Source organism: Mediterranea sp. ET5 (assembly GCF_023337025.1).
Classification (GTDB): Bacteria; Bacteroidota; Bacteroidia; order Bacteroidales; family Bacteroidaceae; genus Phocaeicola_A.
In genome coordinates this window covers 34,928-57,110 of the sequence record NZ_JAMBLN010000002.1, presented here as the reverse complement: position 1 = coordinate 57,110, position 22,183 = coordinate 34,928, and the positions used below count along the sequence as shown (strand labels likewise).

Below are 22,183 nucleotides of genomic sequence, written 5' to 3'. Positions count from 1 at the left end.
AATATCATAATCATGGGAAAAATAGTATATCGCGTTTATCAACTATGCATTGCATTGCCAATCTTGCTAGTCCTCACTCTACTGACGGCTTTGACCACCATCGTCGGTTCATTCATCGGAAGTGCGCACTTTTGGGGGTATTACCCCGGTAAGATCTGGTCCCAACTGATTTGCCGTATCCTGTTACTCCCGATTAAGGTCAACAACAACCAGCTGGTCAAAACCAACCAATCGTACATCTTTGTAGCCAACCATCAAGGTTCGTTTGACATCTTCCTGATATATGGCTTTTTGGGACGTAACTTCAAATGGATGATGAAGAAATCGCTCCGCAGCATTCCTTTTGTTGGAAAGGCATGCCAGTCCGCCGGGCATATCTTTGTTGATAAATCCGGTCCCAAGAAGATACAGGAGACGATTGAACAAGCACGCCATACATTGATTGACGGAACTTCGCTGGTCGTATTTCCGGAAGGCAGCCGCACTTTCAATGGGAAAATGAAACCATTCAAAAAAGGTGCTTTCCAATTGGCAGATGAGCTCCAGCTACCCATTGTCCCCCTAACCATCGACGGTTCATTCGAGGTATTGCCACGTACCGGAGGTTTCATCAGACGTCACCGCATGATTCTCACCATGCATGATCCAATCTATCCACAGGGACAAGGACCGGAAGATATCAAAATTACCATGGAAAAAGCTTATTCAGCCGTACAAAGCCGTCTGCCTGAATGCTATAAGGATTAAAATCAAATACGCGTTCTATATCATTCCAATACTTCCGCCGAAAGCCTCCATAACTTTCGCAGAAGTATTGGAATCTTTCTTTCCAAAAGGATTGACATACACAATTCGTGGATTGCACCAATGGCATCCATCGCTTTCCCTCCTGCTCGTTCTCAATAACTCTCATACTTTTCAGTTAAGCCTGCTCTCTATCCCAATTCCTATCCGATTCAAAGCCATAAAAACGGAGCCCTTATAACAGGTTTCCCAAAAATAAAAAAGCTCCAATCCCGTTGGGAATCAGAGCTTTTCCTAATCTTACTTTGTAACTGGCGGTGCGTACGGGACTTTAACTTACACAATCAAGAAATCTCACAAAGCTGCAATATGTTGATAATAATCAAGTTATTACAAATCAACTATATTACTAAATATCATTAAATACCTTTTGTTGTTTCAATTATTGGGTGTATATTTGGGTGTTGATTTTAATACACCCAGCTATGAACATCAAGAGAAACATCATCTTTTCATTGGAAAGCCGCAAGAAGAACGGAGTGCCAATCGTGGAGAATGTCCCTATCCGTATGCGTGTTGTTTTTGACAGCCACCGCATCGAGTTCACAACAGGCTACCGCATTGATGTTGCCAAATGGGATGCCGACAAGCAGCGTGTGAAGAACGGATGCACCAACAAGCTGAAGCAAAGTGCATCGGAAATCAATGCGGACTTGCTGAAATACTACACTGAAATACAGAACATCTTTAAGGAGTTCGAGGTGCAGGGATTTATGCCGACTACCGAGCAGGTAAAGGACGCGTTCAACAGATTGCACAATGGAAAAAAGGAAGATGAGGAACAGGCTCCGGTCGTATTTCTGCCTTTGGAGGTGTTTGATGAGTTCATCAAGGAGTGCGGTACGCAAAACGGCTGGTCTGATGCCACCTATGAGAAATTTGCCGCAGTCAGGAAGCATCTTGAAAAGTTTGACAAGGGACTGACTTTTGAATCGTTGGATGAACCCAAGCTAACAAAGTATGTGAATTTCCTGAAAGACACCGAAGATATGCGGAACACGTCCATCATGAAACAGGTTGCTTATCTGAAATGGTTCCTGCGCTGGTGTACCAAGAAAGGGTATTGCATGAACAATGCCTATGAAGATTTCAACCCCAAATTGCGAAGCACACCGAAAAAGGTGATATTCCTCACTTGGGAAGAACTGAACAAACTCAAAAACTATCAGATACCCGAAACAAAGCAATATCTTGAACGGGTGAGGGATGTCTTTCTGTTCTGCTGCTTTACCGGACTCCGGTATTCGGATGTGCATAACCTGAAGAAAAGCGACATCAGGGACGGATATATAGAAATAACTACCGTAAAGACCGCAGAAAGGCTCATCATCGAGCTTAACAACCACAGCAAGGCAATACTCGACAAATACAAGGATGTGGAATTCGAGGGGCATAAGGCTCTCCCCGTCATCAGCAACCAGAAGATGAACGATTACTTAAAGGAGTTGGGCGAGCTTGCCGAAATCAACGAGCCTGTAAGTGAAACCTATTACAAAGGCAGTAAGCGTATAGACACCATTACGCCCAAATACGCATTGCTGGGCACCCATGCCGGAAGGAGGACTTTCATCTGTAACGCTTTGGCTCTCGGTATTCCGGCACAGGTAGTGATGAAATGGACAGGACATAGTGACTACAAGGCTATGAAACCCTACATCGACATTGCTGATGATGTGAAAGCCAATGCGATGAACAAATTCAACCAACTATAAAAAACAATCATCAAGTTTCACGGGATGCCTGTTATTGGGCTTATCTTTGTAACTTTCAATACATACAACAATGAGCAACAACGATAACAATATAGAGAAAAGAAGTTTCGAGGCTTTTGTCAATGCCATCGGGTCAGAAATAGAGCAGGCGCAAGTCCGGCTCATCAGTGCAGCCAATGCGCAGATGCTGTTCCACTATTGGAAGATGGGCAATTATATCCTGTACCACCAGAACCGACAAGGCTGGGGCGGCAAGGTCATCAAAAGACTGGCGCAGGCGATACGGTTCAGTTATCCTGAAAAGAAAGGATATTCGGTCAGGAACTTGGCTTATATGTGCCAGTTCGCACGCTCCTATCCATTGGGCGCATTACGGAGTTTTATAGAAACCGATGCGAAATTACTTGCTCCAAGTGTGCAGAAAATCACGGATGAACTTCAAAGCCTGAACAATATGACATTTACGCAAGAACCTCTTGCGCAAATTCAATCATCAGACAATAAGGAAATTGCAATTGTGCAAGAACCTCTTGCACAAATTCAGGATGTAGTCCAAACAGTAGCCTCCGTTTATCAAGTACCGATTGAGGACATGGAAAAACTGTTCCTGGCATCACCTGTCGCAAGAATCAATTGGGCAAGCCATGTGATTCTGTTGAACAGTTCTCTTCCGTTGGGCGTGGAGTACTGGTATATGAAACAATCCGTGGAAATGGGCTGGAGCAGCAATGTCCTGAAAATGCAGATTGAAAGCAAACTGTATGAACGGCAAATCAACAGCCGTAAAGTCAATAATTTTACCGCCACGCTTCCTGCGCCCCAAAGCGATCTTGCCAACTACCTGTTAAAAGACCCGTATATCTTCGACTTGGCAGGAGCCAAAGAACGTGCGGACGAAAGGGACATAGAAGAACAACTGGTAAAGCACATTACCCGTTATCTGCTGGAGATGGGCAACGGATTCGCCTTTGTCGCAAGGCAGAAACATTTCCAGATAGGCGACAGCGATTTCTATGCCGACCTGATTCTGTACAACATAAAGCTCCATGCATACGTAGTTGTGGAACTGAAAGCTACCCCGTTCAAACCGGAATACGCCGGACAGTTGAACTTCTACATCAATGTGGTGGATGACAAACTGAGGGGAGAGAATGACAACAAGACCATCGGGCTGCTGTTGTGCAAGGGCAAGGATGAGATTGTCGCGCAATATGCACTGACAGGCTATGACCAGCCTATCGGCATCAGCGATTACCAGCTCAGCAAGGCTGTGCCGGAGAACCTGAAATCAGCGTTGCCAAGTATAGAACAGGTGGAAGAAGAACTGACGATGCTTCTTGACAATGAAAAGAACAGACAAAAGTAGGACACCTATGGCAGACAAGATACAGACGATGATTCCCCGATACGGGGAACTCAACAGAATATACAGGGACTATATAGACAATCGCGTTTTCTCTTTTGACAGACAAAAATTCATTTCCGATTTCTGTCAGGAATACAATGACATGAAGTCTTTTGAGGCTGCTATCCTTGAACTGGTGCTTGACAGGCAAAAAGAACAATACACCTTGATACTCAACAGCCTGAAAACCGAAATAGAAAAGAGCATACAGGCTTATGAGGTGTGCCCGTTGAGTGATAGTGCCGTAGAGCGTGCTTGCTATCGACACATGGAAAGGTATTCCCTTGAAATTGAAGCCCAACAGGATGTAACAAGGAGCCTAAGCAAGCCGCTGAATGAAGCCAACAACAGGTATGATTCCATTGGCTACAGGGAACATACTGCCGAAGAGGAAAAACAGGCTGAAAAAGAATATGAACGCTGCAAGGCTGAATATGACAAGGAAAGAGCCAAACTGAATGAACTCTATGACCAGCAAAAGGCAGCAAGGAAAGAGGCATTCCAATATATGAAGAACCGTTGTGCGGACATGTACCGTCAAAGCTGCCTTTTTCTGGATATATTGAAGAAATACATTCCTGACGGGAAACGACAGGACGAGCCGGGCAAGCCAATCAGTCAGCAGGAAACGGCGGATGAACAACAAGAGTATTTCAGCATGAAATTGCTTTCGCTCATTCATGAGGTATGTGTTGGAGAACAGTTCGAGGAAATTTCCGCACCGGATTTTTATGCCAATATGAACTTGCACCCCTGCAACTGCAAGTTGAGAATTAAACCGAGAGAGAAGATACGTGTATGCTATCTGATATTCCTCATGAGCGAAAAACTCTCCAAACAGGACAAGGACAAATGGAAAGCCGGGATACTGAAACTGCTGGATATTGATGACAGCTACTACAAGTCCAAGTACAAGGAGCCAGTTTCTGATTTCCCCAGTGACAGCAACCAGAAATTCGCCAAAGAAATGGAGCATATATTCAGATAATCGGTGACATATCCTGATATTTTACGAAAGTTCCACTTTTACCACTCAAATTAATTTTTGAGTGGTATTTTTATTTTCTGATATTCAATAAGATACAGCGATGCTCGGATTATACCGTCCCCATCCTTACCACCCATAACCCTACCTAATTTTGCACCGTTCGAGAACAGAAATAACAGCCAGTGCGCAGGGCTGATTGTTGAATCAAAAAAGTAGAACTATGCAAAATCTACAAGAATTATTATCCAAACCCGTCTGGCAGATGACAGGCGAAGAGTTCATCATGTTAAGCAGACACGCTTCCGTTCAGACGGAAGCGCAGCCACAGCCCGTAACGGACACAAACAGAAAGTATGTGTATGGAATACCCGGCATAGCCAGACTGTTCGGATGCAGCCTGCCCACCGCCAACCGCATAAAGAAAAGCGGAAAAATAGACAAGGCTATCACCCAGATAGGGCGCAAGATTATCGTGGATGCGGAACTTGCCCTTGAACTGGCAGGGAAGAAAACAGGCGGACGCAAGTAACGGGGGGAATCGCTATGGACTATATGAAAGACATCCGGGAAATATCGGACGAACAGGCGGTAATCCTCTGGCAAGCCTCACGGTTGAGCCTGTCGGGAAAATACGAGAGAGCCCCCGAAATCCTCAGTGTGAAAGGTTCTGTAATAGGTACATTGGGAAATTTCAGCGCATCCATCGGCAAAGCCAAAAGCAAGAAGACATTCAATGTGTCAGCTATCGTGGCGGCGGCATTGAAGAACGGAACGGTGCTCAGGTATGCGGCTGAACTTCCCGAAGCCAAACGGAAAGTGCTTTATGTCGATACGGAGCAAAGCCCCCACCACTGTCTGAATGTGATGGAGCGCATCATGCGTATGGCAGGGCTGCCCGATGACAAGGACAACGAAAACCTTGAGTTCCTTGCCCTGCGGAAATACACGCCGGAGCAGCGCATAAGGATTGTCGAACAGGCAATCTACCATACGCCGAACCTTGGCCTGGTGGTGATAGACGGTATCCGTGACATGGTGTATGACATCAACAGCCCCAGCGAATCGACACGCATCATATCGAAACTGATGCAGTGGACGGACGACAGGCAGATACATATCCACACGATACTCCACCAGAACAAGGGGGATGAGAACGCAAGGGGACATATCGGCACGGAACTGAACAACAAGGCTGAAACCGTACTGCTCGTTGAAAAGGACAAAAGCAACGGGGACATCAGCAAGGTTTCCGCCATGCACATCCGTGCGATGGACTTCGAGCCGTTTGCCTTCCGCATCAATGAAAGGGCATTGCCTGAACTGATGGAGGATTACCAGACAGAAGCCAAAGCGCCCGGCAGACCCCAAGGCGAAAGGTTTGATGCCTGCAAGGACATTTCCGAGCAACAACACCGGATAGCACTGGAAGCAGCATTTTCGTTGCAGGACGAATACGGATATAAGGAACTGAGCAAAGCATTGAAAGAGTCGTATGCCTTGGTGGGTGTTCCGTTAAGCGACAACAAGCTGGTTAAGCTCATCACAGTGTTGAAGAACAAGCGGATGATAGTGCAGGAAAATGGCAGGAAGTACAGATACGAACCGGATTTCCACTATTGACACGCTTCCTGCAATCACTTCACTTTATTCTCCGGGTCTATATATTAGGATAAAGCGAAGTGGTTGCAGGAGCGCATCAAACCGCTTCACTTTAAGCCGTATCCTATATATACGACAATAAAGTGAAGTGGTTATACAGCCAGTAACCTATAAACAGATACTGGCGAAAAGAAAAACAAACAATAACCGATAAAGACAATCATTTATGGACATACAGACAGCAAAACAAATCAGGCTGGAAGAATACCTTCACAGCTTGGGATATAGCCCGGTGAAGCGGCAGGGCATCAATCTTTGGTACAAATCACCGTTCAGGGAAGAAACCGAAGCCTCGTTCAAGGTGAACACCGAGCGGAACCAATGGTATGATTTTGCGCTCGGCAAGGGCGGCAACATCATTGCGCTGGCTTCGCACCTCTATGCAACGGACAGCGTGCCGTACCTTTTGAAACGCATAGAGGAACAAGCACCGCACGTGCACCCCGTTTCTTTCTCTTTTCGCAAGCAGTCATTTACAGAGCCGAGTTTCCAACAGTTGGAAATCGTGCCGCTTTCTTCCCCTGCCTTGCTCGCTTACTTGCAGGAAAGGGGGATAAATCCGGCACTGGCGAAAAAAGAATGTAAGGAAGCGCGGTTTACGCACAACGGCAAACGGTACTTCGCCATTGCGTTTCCCAACATGTCGGGCGGCTATGAAATCCGCAACCGATATTTCAAGGGCTGTATCGCACCGAAGGAAATATCCCACATCAGACAGTCGGGAGAGCCAAAGGTCACGTGTTTCGTTTTCGAGGGATTTATGGACTACCTCTCATTTCTGACCCTACGGCTCGAAAGCTGTCCGCAATACCCTGAATTCGACAGGCAGGATTACATGGTTCTGAACTCTGTTGCCAATGTTTCCAAAGCACTTTATCCATTGGGAAGCTATGAGCGAATCCACTGTTTTTTTGACAATGACCGTGCAGGAATGGAAGCCCTTCAGCAAATCCGCAAGGAATACGACAGCACCCGGCATATACGGGACGCTTCACAAATCTACAGCGGATGCAAAGACCTGAACGAGTATTTGCAGAAACGCATGGCGGATAGAAAAGAGCAAATGCAATTCGTCAAAAAGAGGAATGATGCGTTACCCAAGAAACCGAAAGGCTTCCGGTTATAGCCCACTATAACTACACGCTTCGCTTTCGTAGTTGTGGGCTCTCCCGAGGGGCTTAGGACGCTGCCCTAAGAACCCGGCAAGGGCTTTCAGCCCTATGCAACCCGACCAAAGAGTGACCCTCTCTTTGGAAACTCCGCTCATGGGTTGCACCCCTAAGAACCCCTTGCGGATATGTGCGGAAAGCAACAAACAGATTTAGTAAACAATCAAATTAAAAATTGAATAGATGGCAACAAAATCAAGCATACATATCAAGCCTTGCAACGTGGCATCAAGCGAGGCTCATAACCGGAGAACTGCCGAGTATATGCGCAACATCGGAAAATCCAAAGTATATGTGGTATCCGAACTCTCTGCAAATAACGAGCAGTGGATAAACCCGGACTTCGGTAGTCCCGAATTGCAGGCGCACTATGAGGACATCAAACGGATGGTCAAGGAAAAGACAGGTCGTGCCATGCAGGAAAAAGAACGTGAGCGCAAAGGCAAGAACGGCAAGATTATCAAAGTGGCAGGATGTTCACCCATACGTGAGGGAGTGTTGCTCATCAGACCTGACACCACACTGGCAGATGTGCATAAGTTTGGCGAGGAGTGCCAAAGACGCTGGGGCATCACACCGCTCCAAATCTTCCTGCACAAGGACGAAGGGCATTGGCTGAACGGACAGCCTGACCCGGAGGACAGGGAGAGTTTCAAGGTAGGCGAAAGGTGGTTCAAGCCGAATTACCATGCGCATATCGTATTCGACTGGATGAACCACGATACAGGCAAGAGCCGCAAGCTCAATGACGATGACATGATGCAGATGCAGACCTTGGCATCCGACATCCTTCTGATGGAGCGTGGTAAGTCAAAAGCCGTAACAGGCAAAGAACATCTGGAACGGAACGATTTCATCATTGAAAAACAGAAAGCCGAACTGCAACGCATAGAAGCCGTAAAGCGGCATAAGGAGCAACAGGTGAATCTTGCCGAACAGGAACTCAGACAGGTGAAATCGGAGATACGCACGGACAAGCTCAAAAGTGCAGCCACCGATGCCGCTACGGTTATAGCAAGCGGAGTGGGTTCTCTCTTCGGCAGCGGGAAAATGAAGAAACTGGAACAATCCAATGAAGAATTGCGTCAGGAAATTGCCAAACGGGACAAGGGCATTGATGACTTGAAAGCCCAAATGCAACGTATGCAGGAACAGCACGGCAAGCAGATACGCAACCTGCAAGGAATACACAATCAGGAACTTGAAGCCAAAGACAAGGAAATATCACGGTTGAATACCCTGCTTGAAAAGGCTTTCAAGTGGTTTCCGATGCTCAGGGAGATGTTGAGAATGGAAAAGTTGTGCGCTGCCATCGGCTTCACCAAAGAAATGATAGAGAGCCTCCTGACAAAGAAAGAAGCTATCAGGTGCAATGGCAGGATTTATTCCGAAGAACACAGGCGGAAGTTTGATATCAAGAATGATATTTTCAAGGTAGAAAGGAATCCGACAGATGACAGCAAACTGGTACTGACCATAAACAGACAGCCGATTGGCGAATGGTTCAAAGAACAGTTTGATAAATTACGGCATAGTTTACGTAAATCAGCAGAAGAGCCAAGAAAAAGTAGAGGATTTAGGATGTAATTCGATGGTACTTGATTGGATTTCAATAAAATTCTGTATTTTTGCAAACGGATTGAGGCAACTCTTTCCAAGACATAAGAGAAAAAGAAGAAGCGTTATGCTTATCTTGTACTTGAAAACGTAGGAAATTTTCAAATTAGATGCAAGGATAGCATAGTGGTTCTCACGCTATAGCGTGGGCTGCTATTGTTACATCTGCATCTATGGTTTCCTACGACCTTCAAGTTAAGACGTAGCATAGTTGGCTCACGTTTTCTGCTATTATTAACTTAACATCTTGACAGGGTCAATCAAGAACATAACAGTCAGAATATGAATAAACTTATCACTTCATTTCTGTTCATCACAGTTTTTCTGTTATCAGCTTGCAGTGATGATGAGCCCCAAGATTCAGTCAAAGAGATTAGAATGCTGGTTTCAGCAGAAACAGGCGTAATGTATGCATGGGGCGACGACAAAAAGGAGAATCCCATAGAGTGCATGCTCGTCAAGACGGAAGGTGATTCCGAAGAATGGCAACCTCTCGGATTCAACAGCATTGAGGGCTTTACTTACATAAAAGGACACGAATACTATCTATCGGTAAAGCGGACAATTCTCGCCAATCCACCTGCGGATGGTTCCGACCGTACGTATTCGCTTATCCGTATTCTCCAAGACAGACTTGTGACAGAACCGGAAATTCCGGTCGATGAGGAGATAACATCCGAAGAAGATATTGAATATCAAGATTTGTGTCCTTTTGAGAAATATGCCATCAGCAAAGGGTATATTGTTGATGAGAATGGTAAAATAGTCTATGACGATGGGTATGATTCAATGCTGCCATCCTACAGTTCAGCGCGTATATGGCTGGAAGATGTCCTTGACAAAGAAGACCCGAATTGGGTGAAATTTGAGTCCGTGCCTTACATGGCTATTTATTCGTTTGTTCTGTCTCCGTTTACAGATGAAATTCGTTTGGTACGCAACGAATCACACGGTCCGATGTTCAAAGATGTTGTACCCGAAGATGAGTTTACCCACATTACACAATCCATGCAGTCCGGCGAAGAAGTTCGTTACGCACTCATCCTTGCCAATGTTTATAAAAAGGGACTTCAAAAGGTGGAATTTACCATAAAAAAACAATAACACATAGTCATGATGAATAAACTTATCGCTCCCTTTTTTATTATCATCAGTCTATTTATCTCTGCATGTAACGATGACAATAATGAAAATGAACCAATGTCCCCGTTCAGCCTTGAAAAGACCTATTATGAAGTAAGATTGTGGCGCGGCATCACTGAGATTCCCATTACCAATGGAAGCGGCGACATCAGCCTGTCCGTAGCGGACGAAACGATAGTAGAAGCCAACAAGGTTCAGAATGAAGGAGGAAGTACCTATGTTGCCTTGCAAGGCAAACAGAAAGGAACTACTACGCTTACTCTGACGGACAATGTGACAGGCGACAAGGAAACAGTCGAAGTGAAAGTCACAGACTGCTACATTGCATACGGCATTGCTGAAAGCAATCATCCCACGCTGACTTCAAACCTTATGCTCTATCTGGTTAACAATAAAGCGCGGGATTGCTATTTTTTTACAATGGACAATATGCAGCACCAATTGAATAATACACCACTTGCCGAAGGCACTTATGAGTTCTTTGTCAAGCAGAATGGAGAGGAAACAGTTTCTTATTTGCGTCTGAGTTATTCAGCCGATCCATCCGGAAACTTTGCACAAAATGCTCCAATGGAAATCCACGACTTCGCCCTATCGTTTAGTGATTCTCAAGCAGTACTGGAAATTATCAAAAGCTATTTGGATGTGGATTGGGTGGAACTTATCAGCAATGCCACGACAAAAAGCGTTCCCCCAAGAGACTACACCATGATACTGACCGTTCCCGAAACAGACTATGAAATAATAGGAGCATTTGCAACAGCATCCATTCCTGAATACATCCTGAATTGATAATGATATATTAAGCAGATAAGCCTGCATATCATATAAAGCAAATGAAGAAAACTTGGTTGTTCTTTTCGTTTGCTTTATTTTTATCCTCTACCACAAAGATGATAAATTAAATAATACAAAAAAACACCCGACTTTACATTCTTGGGTGTAAAGTCGGGTGTTTGTTCTGTAAAACATTGATTTTCAATGTTTATTGCGGTGCGTACGGGACTCGAACCCGTGACCCCATGCGTGACAGGCATGTATTCTAACCAACTGAACTAACGCACCTTGTTGGATTACGGGTGCAAATATAAATACTTTTTCGAATATGCAAGAAGGTTTTGAAGAAATAAAATGCAATGACTCACATTTTTTTCATACTTTTGTGCCGTTACAAAAATAGACAAGAGAAAAATACGTATGACTACAACTGCGAGATTACTGTTACATTGCCCGGACAAACAGGGTATCCTAGCCGAAGTGACCAACTTTATTACCATCAATCAAGGCAACATCATCTACCTCGATCAATATGTCGACCACGCTGAATGTGCATTTTTTATGCGTATCGAATGGGATTTGGAGAATTTTCTTATCCCCAAGGAAAAGATACACGATTATTTCCAGACATTGTATGCACAAAAGTACGCGATGGAATTCCAGCTCCATTTCTCAGACATAAAGCCTAAAATGGCTATCTTTGTGTCGAAGATGTCACACTGTCTGTTTGATATTCTGGCACGGTATACTGCGGGAGAGCTGCATGTAGATATTCCGCTCATCATCAGCAACCATCCTGACCTTAAGCCGGTGGCTGAACGCTTCGGCATTCCTTTTTACGTGTTCCCCATTACCAAAGAAAACAAGATGGAACAGGAAAAGGCGGAACTGCAACTGTTGGAGGAATATAATGTCAACTTCATCGTATTGGCACGCTACATGCAGGTCATCTCTGACCGCATGATCAAGGCGTATCCACAGCGTATCATCAATATCCACCATTCCTTCCTGCCGGCATTCATCGGGGCACGCCCTTACCATGCAGCCTTCGAACGGGGAGTGAAAATCATCGGAGCCACCAGTCACTATGTCACCAACGAGCTGGACGCCGGCCCCATCATCGAACAGGATGTGGTGAGAATCACGCATAAAGATACGTTGGAGGACCTGATCAACAAGGGGAAAGACCTGGAAAAGATTGTTCTCTCCCGAGCAGTCCAGAAACATATCGAACAGAAAATATTGGCATATCACAACAAAACGGTCATTTTCAACTAACACCTTATTATATAGTATGAATGTAGCTATCGTAAAATACAATGCGGGAAACATCTACTCTGTCAGTCATGCGCTGAAACGGTTAGGCGTTGAGCCTTGCATCACGGCTGATCCGCAAATTCTTCTGGCAGCGGACAAAGTAATCTTTCCCGGAGTAGGCGAAGCGGCTAACACCATGCGCCATCTGCAACAAACGGGATTGGACAAGCTTATCTGCTCGCTTCGCCAACCCTTGTTGGGCATCTGCCTTGGCATGCAGCTGCTTTGCAAGCATTCTGAAGAAGGAGATGTGGACGGGCTGGGAATCTTCGACGTCAACATCCTCCGCTTCCAGCCCCGGAATCATGACGACAAAGTTCCTCACATGGGCTGGAATACGTTAAGCCATACCCAAGGGGAACTGTTCAAAGGCTTCACCAACGAAGAATTCGTCTACTTTGTCCATAGCTACTACGCACCGATATGCCCGGATACCGCAGCACAAACGGATTATATCCTTCCATTCAGTGCCGCCCTGCAGAAAGACAACTTTTATGCCACGCAGTTCCATCCCGAGAAAAGCGGAAGCGTGGGGGAACGGATTTTAAGGAACTTCCTGGCTCTGTAATGTCAGGAATATCTATTTACTCTATAACTGTACACACAATGATCGACATAATTCCTGCAATCGACCTGATGGACGGACAATGTGTCCGACTCTCACAGGGGAACTACAGTAGCCGGAAGGTATACGCCGACTGTCCACTGGATGTAGCCAAGGCTTTTGAAGACAATGGCATCCGCCGACTGCATCTGGTAGACTTGGATGGTGCCAAGTCTAAACACATCGTCAATCACAAGGTGCTGGAGGAGATTGCCACCCATACATCGCTGATTATTGATTTTGGCGGCGGCATCAAGAGCGACCAGGACCTGGAGACGGCCTTTTCCTGCGGAGCGCAGATGGTCACCATAGGCAGTATCGCCGCGACACAACCGGAACTGTTCTCAGCCTGGATGGAGCGTTTCGGTGCGGAACGTATCATCCTGGGTGCCGACGCCAAAGATGGGGTCATTGCCGTCAATGGCTGGTTGGAAGACAGCCAAATCGAACTCCTGCCCTATCTCAGCAACTATCACCGGCAGGGCGTCAGGCAAGTGCTCTGCACCGACATCAGCAAAGATGGCATGTTGCAAGGAACCTCACTTCCACTCTATCAGAACATACTCACCCAACTTCCGGGACTTTATCTCATCGCCAGTGGAGGAGTCAGTTCCCTGGAAGACCTCCGGCAGCTCAATGCAGCCGGCATACCGGCCGTAGTTGTGGGGAAAGCCATCTATGAGAACCGAATCAATCTTCAGGACATCAACCGCTTTATCGCCAACAACGGTAAAGTGCAAGCATCAGCACAGGAGGACCTGCCATGTTAGCCAAACGAATCATACCTTGCCTGGACATCAAGGATGGACAGACGGTCAAAGGAACTAACTTTGTCAATCTCCGAGAAGCCGGAGATCCAGTCGAACTCGGCCGCTTCTACTCACAGGAAGGTGCGGATGAACTAGTGTTTCTTGACATCACCGCCAGCCATGAAAAACGGAAGACCTTCACCGAGCTTGTCGAGCGAGTTGCAGCCAATATCAATATTCCCTTTACCGTGGGAGGCGGCATCCACGAACTGAGCGATGTGGAACGCCTGCTGCAAGCGGGTGCTGACAAAGTCTCGGTCAATTCGTCCGCCTTGCGTAATCCTCAACTCATTGATGAGATTGCTTCACACTTTGGCTCACAAGTCTGCGTCGTTGCCATCGATGCCAAAGAAACGCCAGACGGTTGGAAGTGTTATCTCAATGGAGGGCGCATCGAGACTGGACGGGGACTTTTCGAATGGGCCCATGAAGCCGCGGACAGAGGAGCAGGCGAAATTCTTTTCACCAGCATGAATCATGACGGGGTAAAAACGGGATATGCCAACGAAGCGTTGGCGAAGCTGGCGGACGCCCTTCCCATTCCTGTCATCGCTTCAGGAGGAGCCGGTGCTATGGAACACTTCAGGGATGCATTTTTGATAGGAAAAGCCGACGCTGCGCTTGCAGCTAGTGTTTTTCACTTCGGAGAAATAAATATTTCGAAATTAAAACAGTATCTTTGTGCGCACAATGTAAATGTACGATTAAGATAAACTAACCAACAGTACACACATGGAATTAGATTTTGACAAAATGAATGGGCTTATTCCTGCCATCATCCAAGACGATTGCACCGGCAAGGTGCTTATGCTTGGTTTCATGAACAAGGGGGCATACGACAAGACTGTGGAGACGGGGAAAGTGACCTTCTTCAGCCGTTCACGCCAGACATTGTGGACGAAAGGCGAGACCAGTGGAAATTTCCTCCATGTTGTCTCCATCAAGGTCGACTGCGACCAGGACACGTTGCTTGTCAAGGTACATCCTGACGGTCCTGTCTGCCATACGGGAGCTGACACATGTTGGGGAGAGAAAAACGACGCTGATATCTTCTTCCTCAGTTACCTGCAGGACTTTATTGAAAAGCGACACCAGGAAATGCCCGAGAAATCGTACACGACATCGCTCTTCCAGGCCGGAGTGAACCGCATGGCACAAAAGGTAGGTGAAGAAGCTGTGGAAACAGTCATCGAAGCAACGAACGGAACAGACGAACGACTGATTTACGAAGCGTCTGACCTGCTCTATCACCTCATTGTCCTTCTCACTTCCAAGGGAATGCGCATCGAGGATCTTGCCCGGGAACTGCAAAAAAGACATAAATAAAACCGAAAGAAAATGAGGGAACCGATAAGCAAGAAGGCTGAGGATACTGCCTTTACCTGTCGGTTTCCCCGCCCGTCTACTTCTTAACTCGTCAACGAAAGGAAAACAACATGCTCATCGATTACCAACAGGTGGAAATCAACCAACAGGAACATTTCGTTCTGTCGGAGGTCAACTTCCAAGTGAACGAAGGGGAGTTTGTCTATATCATAGGCAAAGTCGGAACAGGCAAGACCAGTCTGCTCAAAACCATCTATGGGGAATTGAGTATTGCTGCAGGTAACGCCCGAGTATTAGAATGCGACATGAACTCACTCAAACGCAAACATATTCCCCGGTTGCGCCGTCAGCTAGGCATTGTCTTTCAGGACTTCCAGCTACTCACTGACCGGACTGTATATGACAATCTCGCTTTTGTATTGAAAGCCACCGGCTGGAAAGACCGGCACGAAATGGATACACGCATCGAGGAGGTGCTGTCACGGGTGGGAATGAGCAACAAGGGATATAAGTTACCCCATGAGTTGTCGGGTGGAGAACAGCAACGCATTGTTCTCGCCAGGGCAATTCTCAATCGGCCGAAGATTATTCTGGCAGACGAGCCAACAGGCAATCTGGACGAAGAAACCGGTTGTCAGATAGTCAAGCTTCTCCACGAGATAAGTTCAAAGGGAGCGGCAGTCGTCATGACCACACACAACTTGAAAATCGTACGAGACTATCCGGGCATCGTCTACCAATGTCGGGAACACCACGTCGAAGAAATCACACAGACATTTTATCAACAACAATCAATTAACAACTAATCATAAGATATAGACAATGAAAGTTTTAAAATTCGGAGGAACGTCTGTCGGTTCAGCCCAGCGCATGAAGGATGTTGCCAAGCTGATTACAGACGGAGAGAAGAAAATCGTAGTGCTTTCGGCCATGTCGGGGACTACAAACACATTGGTTGAGATTTCGGACTATCTCTACAAAAAGAATCCAGAGGGTGCCAACGAAATCATCAACAACCTCGAAACTGCTTACAGAAAGCATGTGGATGAGCTTTATTCGACAGATGAATACAAGCAGAAGACACTCGCTTTCCTGAAAGACGAATTTAACTTCATCCGCTCTTATACCAAGGACCTGTTCACCCTGTTTGAAGAAAAGATTATCCTGGCACAAGGAGAAATCATCTCAACCAACATGATGACCAACTACCTGCTCGAACAGGGCATCAATGCAGTTCTTATCCCGGCACTCGATTACATGCGGACGGACAAGAATGCCGAACCGGACTTGAACTACATCAAGGAGAAGCTCGCACAACAGCTGGCCAAACTCCCCGAAGCTGACATCTATATCACACAAGGATATATCTGCCGCAATGCCTACGGTGAGGTTGATAACCTGCAACGCGGCGGAAGCGACTATACGGCATCACTCATCGGAGCTGCTGTCAATGCCAGTGAGATTCAGATATGGACAGACATCGACGGTATGCATGACAATGACCCGCGTGTAGTCGACAAGACGGCTCCCGTCCGTCAATTGCAGTTTGAAGAAGCTGCCGAGTTGGCCTACTTCGGCGCGAAGATTCTTCACCCGACCTGCATACAGCCGGCTAAATATGCCAACATTCCCGTACGTCTGCTCAACACCATGGAACCGCAGGCACCCGGTACGCTCATCTCCAACGAGTCGGAAAGTGGAAAAATCAAGGCTGTAGCTGCCAAGGACAACATCACAGCAATCAAGATCAAGTCAAGCCGTATGCTCCTTGCGCACGGTTTCCTTCGGAAAGTCTTCGAGATTTTCGAGAGCTACCAGACTTCCATCGACATGATTTGTACTTCAGAGGTCGGTGTGTCCATGTCCATTGACAACACCAAGCACCTGCATGAGATTGTCGATGATTTGAAGAAATACGGTACGGTAACAGTTGACCACAACATGTGTATTGTCTGTGTTGTGGGCGACTTGAGCTGGAACAATGTAGGTTTCGAGGCTAAGGCTGTGGCAGCCATGAGTGAGATTCCCGTACGCATGATTTCTTACGGTGGCAGCAATTACAACATCTCTTTCCTCATCAAGGAAGAAGACAAGAAACGTGCTCTGCAAGCATTAAGCAAATCTCTGTTCAACCACTAATCATCAATTATCCTCACAGCATGAAAGGCATCTTCCCTATCGAAAAATTCAGGAACCTGCAAACACCTTTTTATTATTACGATACAGATTTACTACGCAATACACTAAACGTCATCAACCGCGAAGCGGAACGCTACGAGAACTTTCAGGTACACTATGCCGTCAAGGCAAATGCCAACGCGAAAATCCTCGCCGTCATCCGCGATAGTGGAATGGGTGCCGACTGTGTGAGCGGAGGCGAGATACGTGCCGCTCTTCAAGCCGGCTTCCCTGCCGGAAAGATTGTCTATGCCGGTGTGGGAAAAGCCGACTGGGAAATAGAGCTGGGACTGGACAATGATATCTTTTGTTTCAACGTGGAATCTGTCCCCGAGCTGGAAGTAATCAATGCGTTGGCTGCCGCCAAAGGTAAAGTGGCTCGTGTGGCCTTCCGCATCAACCCCAATGTCGGTGCACACACTCATGCACATATCACAACCGGACTGGCAGAAAACAAGTTCGGAATCAGCATGGATGATATGGACCGTGTCATCGACTTGGCACTCGGCATGAGCAATGTACGCTTCATCGGACTGCACTTCCACATCGGGTCACAAATTCTCGATATGGGTGACTTCGCCGCTCTCTGCAATCGTATCAATGAGCTGCAGGCACGCCTTGCAGCACGCCGCATCCTCGTGGAACATATCAACGTAGGGGGTGGTCTGGGCATCGACTACCAGCATCCCAACCGCCAGCCTGTTCCCGATTTTGCTGCATACTTTGCGTGCTACCACAAGCACCTGCGCCGCTACGGACAACAAACCATCCATTTCGAACTGGGGCGGTCCATTGTCGGTCAGTGTGGCTCACTCATCACGCAAGTACTCTATGTCAAGCAGGGAACCCACAAGCAGTTTGCCATTGTCGATGCCGGTATGACCGACCTCATCCGCCCTGCCCTTTATCAGGCTTATCACAAGATTGAGAACCTCACTTCCGAACGTCCGGTAGAAACTTACGACGTTGTGGGACCAATCTGTGAATCGTCCGACGTATTCGGCAAGGCTGTTGACCTCAACGGAGTGACCCGTCATGACCTGCTGGTCCTGCGTTCCGCCGGAGCTTACGGTGAGATCATGGCGTCCGGATACAATTGCCGTGCATTGCCCCAGGGGTATACCTCGGACGAGCTGCGGGATTAACCAACAACCGTCACACAAATGGGGTACCGTTCAGAACGGACGATCATCTGATAGACATCCACATGCAGGCACACCGGGACGCAGTTCCTCCTGCATGTGGATGTTTCTTTCAGGAATTAGTGGCAGATAGTGTCCTGTTTATACTCTTTTCACTATCTTTGCTTTCCTAATAAAGGGAACACTAACCCACACTTATGATTAAACCGCTGAGACATGGATAACTATCAAACAGAAATCATCAAACTCTTACGCCGTGTAGAGCAGAAGTATGCCAAGCCGCTCAAGACGAGCAACGACTTCAACATCTTCTCACTCTTCCTGAAGCACCGATGTGGTGAATTTATCTCTCCATCCACCTTGAAGCGGTTGTGGGGCTACGTGACCTATCCACACCATCCCCGCATGCAGACACTTGACAGTCTCTCTCATTTCCTTGGGTATGCAGACTTCCAGGCTTTCTGCAACGGGCGACCAACCGGAGGGTTCGAGTGTTCCGCCTTCTTTTCCACACCTTCCATCTCTTCAGATGAACTGGATGTCGGTGCCGAGGTCGAGCTGGGATGGGCACCCAACCGCTATGTCTGCCTCACCTACTGCGGCAACTTTATCTACGAAGTGACGGAGGTCTTGCAATCGAAACTACGCATCGGCGACCGTTTCGAAGTGTCCGGCTTTGTCCTCGGACAACCGCTCACCATTCCTTATATCCTCCGCGACGGTTTCCGCACCGGAGCCTTTGTTGCGGGACGTAACGGTGGACTGACGCTGTTAAACACTCACTCCCATGAACAAGTCTGATTGGGATAATTCCGGATTTCTCGAAGAACTGCCTGCCACAGGGGACACAGAGAGCGGTCGCATGACAGAGCTCTATGTCTCCCCCGAAGGATATACACGCCTCTTCTGCATCCGTTACTTCGGCAGGTTGCGTATTCTGAAGACCTTAAAAGAAGATTGTTGCGACAATCCGCTGTACCAAAAGCTCCTGCAAAAGGAATTCACCATCGGCTATCGGCTGGACCACCCTCACATCTGCCGTACATTGGGATGGGAGATGGTCGAAGGACTGGGCAACTGCATCCTGATGGAGTATGTGGACGGCATCACCCTGCGTGAAGTGATGGAACGGGGGATGCTGACTCGCGAACTGACACAGAAACTTCTCACCGAACTTGGAGAAGCACTGGCATACATACACAGCAAACAGATTGTCCACCGGGACCTGAAGCCCGAGAACATCCTCGTGACCCACAATGGAAACAATTGCAAAATAATCGATTTCAGCCTGTCCGATTGTGATGACACTTACCTGCTGAAGATACCTGCCGGGACACGCCGCTATATGGCTCCCGAACTTTTCCACCCGAACGCGGCCTGGGATGTACGCTGCGACCTTTACTCGCTCGGAGTTATCATGAAGGAGATGGTTTCGTTGACAGGAGACAAACGGCTGTTGCGCATCGCACAACGCTGTGCTCATCCTGAACGTGAGTGCCGTTATGGCTCTGCAGAAGAGATGCTTGCCGCACTCCGACAGACGGAACGGCATCGCCGTCCGGTGTCCCGGAACCTGCTTGTGACAGCCGCCCTGCTTTGCGGCATCATCGGTGGATGGTTCTTTCTGCACAGTTTCCGGCAAGACTTGCCTTCCGACGCATTCACTCCCATATTCCCTGCTAATGGCAGTATTGTACTGCCGAACGAATACCGGCGCATCCTTGGAGATGAACAGCTGCGTCCTCAACCAGACAGCACGCACCTGCGACGTCAGTTGAGGCAAGTGCTCGACCAGCGTTATCCACTGGAGGAACAGCAGCAATCGGCTGCCTACCGGGAAGAGATGAAGGGATGGAGCCTGCCCGAACAGGCAGGAACCTCGCCCAACGATTCTAGCTCCCGTTAGTTTTCAATCCGCTTTACATACTTGAACTTTCCCCATACGGCATGACTGCGATAGGTCACTACAGATGTGGCAGGCACGCGCAGGATGCAACGGGTGTACACTTCTCCCGCACCTAGGAAGGACGCTTCCGTGCAGACCGGCGGTACAGCAGCCTCAACCCGAAGTTCGCTCAGGGCAGTGCATCCATCGAAGCAAGATTCACCGACATACTCCGTATTCTTCCCGAGGGTCACCGTTCGCAAAGAATCACAACCTTGAAAGAGAGCTGTCGGCACCCTCACTACACCTTCAGACAGGGTGACCTGCTTCAGTGACTTGGCATTATGGAAAACTCCTATACCCAGCTCACGCACCGAAGAGGGCAATTGGACAGACTGTATCCTGCAACCTTGCAAGGCATAGTCACCCAACCGGACCAACGTAGGAGAAAGCTCCAGTTCCGCATCATCTTTTCCCGGTGGGAACCACAGAAGGCTTGTCCCCTCCTTATCATATAACACACCCTGAAGACTGCTCAACTCCGGATTGGCTGCCGACACCTCGATTTCAGTCAGGGACGGACAATCGGCAGAAGGAACCAACGTACAAAGAGACTCGGGAATCATCAGCCTGCGCAAGGCATGACAACCGGTGAAGGCATCCGTATCCATCCGCTTGGCACCAGAAGGCAAGTGTACCTCCTGCAAGGACAGGCAATGCTTGAAGAGTCCGTTCCCGACCACGTCAGCCTCGGTATAATGGGAACCGTCATAAGACAATCCACCCTCGACAATCCGGGAGTCGGTCATATCAAGACGAGCCAACCGACCGGCGGTCTGCCTGCCTTCCGCGTCCCGTCCTGCCATATCACGCAGCAGACGAAGGTCTGCCCCGTCAAGTGGTCCCGCCAGCGTCATGGTCTCCACCTTGTATTTTTCAGCATCCTCAACCAGCACCACCAGGTCACCAGGCTGCTGCCAGACGAAGGCATCACTGGTTGTGAGAGTCAACGGCTCACTGTAAGCCCTTCCGACGGCATTCTCAGCAAAAGCCCGAACCGTATAGACCGCGTGGGGAACCAGTCCTCCAATGCGTGTGGCCAGACAGCTGTCCACCATCTCGACCCGAACAGTTTCTTCCTCCCCGTTCAGCACATACTCAAACCCCGTATGGGTCAATACCTCACCTCCATCTTCCAACACCCGGCAACGGAGCATGGCGCTGAACGGTCCTTGGGCATCAATGGTCACACGTCCCAACGTAGGCACTTCATTGGGCAAGGTGCGGAAAGCCCTTGAGTCGCTCATCACACGCTGTGCCTCCGTACCTGCCTCCAGGTAATAAAGATAGGTCGTTCCGGGACGCAGCCCTTCCAGACGAGCGTAGACCACACCTTGCTTCACCGGACAATCGACAGAAACGATGCTTTCGGGACTCGTCCCATAACAGAACCGGCAGAAGTCCACCCGGCTCCGTTCGGGGATATAAAGGGTTCCTGCCAAGATGGCTGACGTGCGTGTCACTCCTACCACCGAATCGACAGTCAGCGTCGGCGGCCGGTTGGAAGGTGCATTGTCATGGACACAAGAGACCAGCGAGACAACACCTAGTCCGATCAAAAGAATCAAGATGTATTTGAGTTCCATGG

General features: G+C 47.9%; 19 protein-coding genes, 1 tRNA gene and 2 pseudogenes. 20 read left to right on the top strand and 2 right to left on the bottom strand.

What is annotated here, in order from left to right; all coding sequences use genetic code 11:
* Positions 1–12: 12 nt before the first annotated feature.
* The 10 genes and pseudogenes from M3087_RS01740 to M3087_RS01695 all read left to right on the top strand — a co-directional run bounded on the left by M3087_RS01740 (position 13) and on the right by M3087_RS01695 (position 11,289).
* On the top strand, positions 13–747 hold the full coding sequence (locus M3087_RS01740) for a lysophospholipid acyltransferase family protein (protein ID WP_022384589.1): 735 nt from the start codon (positions 13–15) through the stop codon (positions 745–747).
* A gap of 427 nt (positions 748–1,174) precedes the next feature.
* A pseudogene (locus M3087_RS01735) lies at positions 1,175–2,516 on the top strand (phage integrase SAM-like domain-containing protein).
* Between the two features lie 70 nt (positions 2,517–2,586).
* A complete protein-coding gene (locus M3087_RS01730; protein WP_249093299.1) occupies positions 2,587–3,882 on the top strand; it encodes a YhcG family protein in 1,296 nt (431 codons plus the stop codon).
* A 7-nt stretch (positions 3,883–3,889) separates the two neighbouring features.
* The gene (locus M3087_RS01725; protein ID WP_154043675.1) at positions 3,890–4,909 is read left to right on the top strand and encodes a hypothetical protein; all 1,020 of its coding nucleotides are present in this window, start codon (positions 3,890–3,892) and stop codon (positions 4,907–4,909) included.
* 220 nt (positions 4,910–5,129) lie between these two features.
* Complete coding sequence (locus M3087_RS01720; protein ID WP_025066904.1) at positions 5,130–5,438, top strand: DUF3853 family protein; 309 nt, start codon at positions 5,130–5,132, stop codon at positions 5,436–5,438.
* 14 nt (positions 5,439–5,452) lie between these two features.
* A complete protein-coding gene (locus M3087_RS01715; protein ID WP_249093297.1) occupies positions 5,453–6,529 on the top strand; it encodes an AAA family ATPase in 1,077 nt (358 codons plus the stop codon).
* 205 nt (positions 6,530–6,734) lie between these two features.
* Positions 6,735–7,694 (top strand): toprim domain-containing protein, encoded by a 960-nt coding sequence (locus tag M3087_RS01710; RefSeq protein ID WP_249093295.1) that lies wholly within the window; start codon positions 6,735–6,737, stop codon positions 7,692–7,694.
* Positions 7,695–7,920: 226 nt separating this feature from the next.
* Positions 7,921–9,324 (top strand): mobilization protein, encoded by a 1,404-nt coding sequence (locus tag M3087_RS01705; protein ID WP_249093293.1) that lies wholly within the window; start codon positions 7,921–7,923, stop codon positions 9,322–9,324.
* A gap of 312 nt (positions 9,325–9,636) precedes the next feature.
* A complete protein-coding gene (locus M3087_RS01700) occupies positions 9,637–10,458 on the top strand; it encodes a DUF4377 domain-containing protein (RefSeq protein ID WP_071150056.1) in 822 nt (273 codons plus the stop codon).
* Positions 10,459–10,467: 9 nt separating this feature from the next.
* On the top strand, positions 10,468–11,289 hold the full coding sequence (locus M3087_RS01695; RefSeq protein WP_018452794.1) for a hypothetical protein: 822 nt from the start codon (positions 10,468–10,470) through the stop codon (positions 11,287–11,289).
* Positions 11,290–11,488: 199 nt separating this feature from the next.
* Here M3087_RS01695 and M3087_RS01690 read toward each other — a convergent pair.
* A tRNA-Asp gene (locus M3087_RS01690) sits at positions 11,489–11,562 on the bottom strand.
* Between the two features lie 132 nt (positions 11,563–11,694).
* Here M3087_RS01690 and purU point away from each other — a divergent pair.
* The 10 genes and pseudogenes from purU to M3087_RS01640 all read left to right on the top strand — a co-directional run bounded on the left by purU (position 11,695) and on the right by M3087_RS01640 (position 20,556).
* On the top strand, positions 11,695–12,552 hold the full coding sequence (purU, locus tag M3087_RS01685) for a formyltetrahydrofolate deformylase (protein ID WP_022384590.1): 858 nt from the start codon (positions 11,695–11,697) through the stop codon (positions 12,550–12,552).
* A 16-nt stretch (positions 12,553–12,568) separates the two neighbouring features.
* Positions 12,569–13,159: an imidazole glycerol phosphate synthase subunit HisH gene (gene hisH / locus M3087_RS01680; RefSeq protein ID WP_022384591.1), complete on the top strand. Its 591-nt coding sequence runs from the start codon at positions 12,569–12,571 to the stop codon at positions 13,157–13,159.
* A gap of 38 nt (positions 13,160–13,197) precedes the next feature.
* Positions 13,198–13,965 carry a 1-(5-phosphoribosyl)-5-[(5-phosphoribosylamino)methylideneamino]imidazole-4-carboxamide isomerase gene (gene hisA, locus M3087_RS01675; protein ID WP_022384592.1) on the top strand — a complete coding sequence of 256 codons (768 nt, stop codon included), beginning with the start codon at positions 13,198–13,200 and terminating at the stop codon, positions 13,963–13,965.
* Positions 13,959–14,717 (top strand): imidazole glycerol phosphate synthase subunit HisF, encoded by a 759-nt coding sequence (hisF, locus tag M3087_RS01670; RefSeq protein WP_022384593.1) that lies wholly within the window; start codon positions 13,959–13,961, stop codon positions 14,715–14,717. The genes hisA and hisF overlap by 7 nt, the downstream gene beginning before the upstream one ends.
* Positions 14,718–14,724: 7 nt before the next feature.
* Positions 14,725–15,330, top strand: a pseudogene (gene hisIE / locus M3087_RS01665) (bifunctional phosphoribosyl-AMP cyclohydrolase/phosphoribosyl-ATP diphosphatase HisIE); the annotation flags it as partial.
* Positions 15,331–15,440: 110 nt separating this feature from the next.
* Entirely contained in the window at positions 15,441–16,136 is a 696-nt protein-coding gene (locus M3087_RS01660; RefSeq protein WP_022384595.1) for a cell division ATP-binding protein FtsE, read from the top strand.
* A 16-nt stretch (positions 16,137–16,152) separates the two neighbouring features.
* The gene (locus M3087_RS01655; protein ID WP_022384596.1) at positions 16,153–17,469 is read left to right on the top strand and encodes an aspartate kinase; all 1,317 of its coding nucleotides are present in this window, start codon (positions 16,153–16,155) and stop codon (positions 17,467–17,469) included.
* Positions 17,470–17,489: 20 nt separating this feature from the next.
* Complete coding sequence (gene lysA / locus M3087_RS01650) at positions 17,490–18,653, top strand: diaminopimelate decarboxylase (RefSeq protein ID WP_022384597.1); 1,164 nt, start codon at positions 17,490–17,492, stop codon at positions 18,651–18,653.
* Between the two features lie 213 nt (positions 18,654–18,866).
* The gene (locus M3087_RS01645; RefSeq protein WP_022384598.1) at positions 18,867–19,451 is read left to right on the top strand and encodes a hypothetical protein; all 585 of its coding nucleotides are present in this window, start codon (positions 18,867–18,869) and stop codon (positions 19,449–19,451) included.
* Positions 19,438–20,556 (top strand): serine/threonine protein kinase, encoded by a 1,119-nt coding sequence (locus M3087_RS01640; RefSeq protein ID WP_022384599.1) that lies wholly within the window; start codon positions 19,438–19,440, stop codon positions 20,554–20,556. Before M3087_RS01645 ends, M3087_RS01640 begins: the two co-directional genes overlap by 14 nt.
* Here M3087_RS01640 and M3087_RS01635 read toward each other — a convergent pair.
* A complete protein-coding gene (locus tag M3087_RS01635; protein WP_249093290.1) occupies positions 20,553–22,181 on the bottom strand; it encodes a leucine-rich repeat protein in 1,629 nt (542 codons plus the stop codon). The genes M3087_RS01640 and M3087_RS01635 overlap by 4 nt on opposite strands.
* Positions 22,182–22,183: the final 2 nt, after the last annotated feature.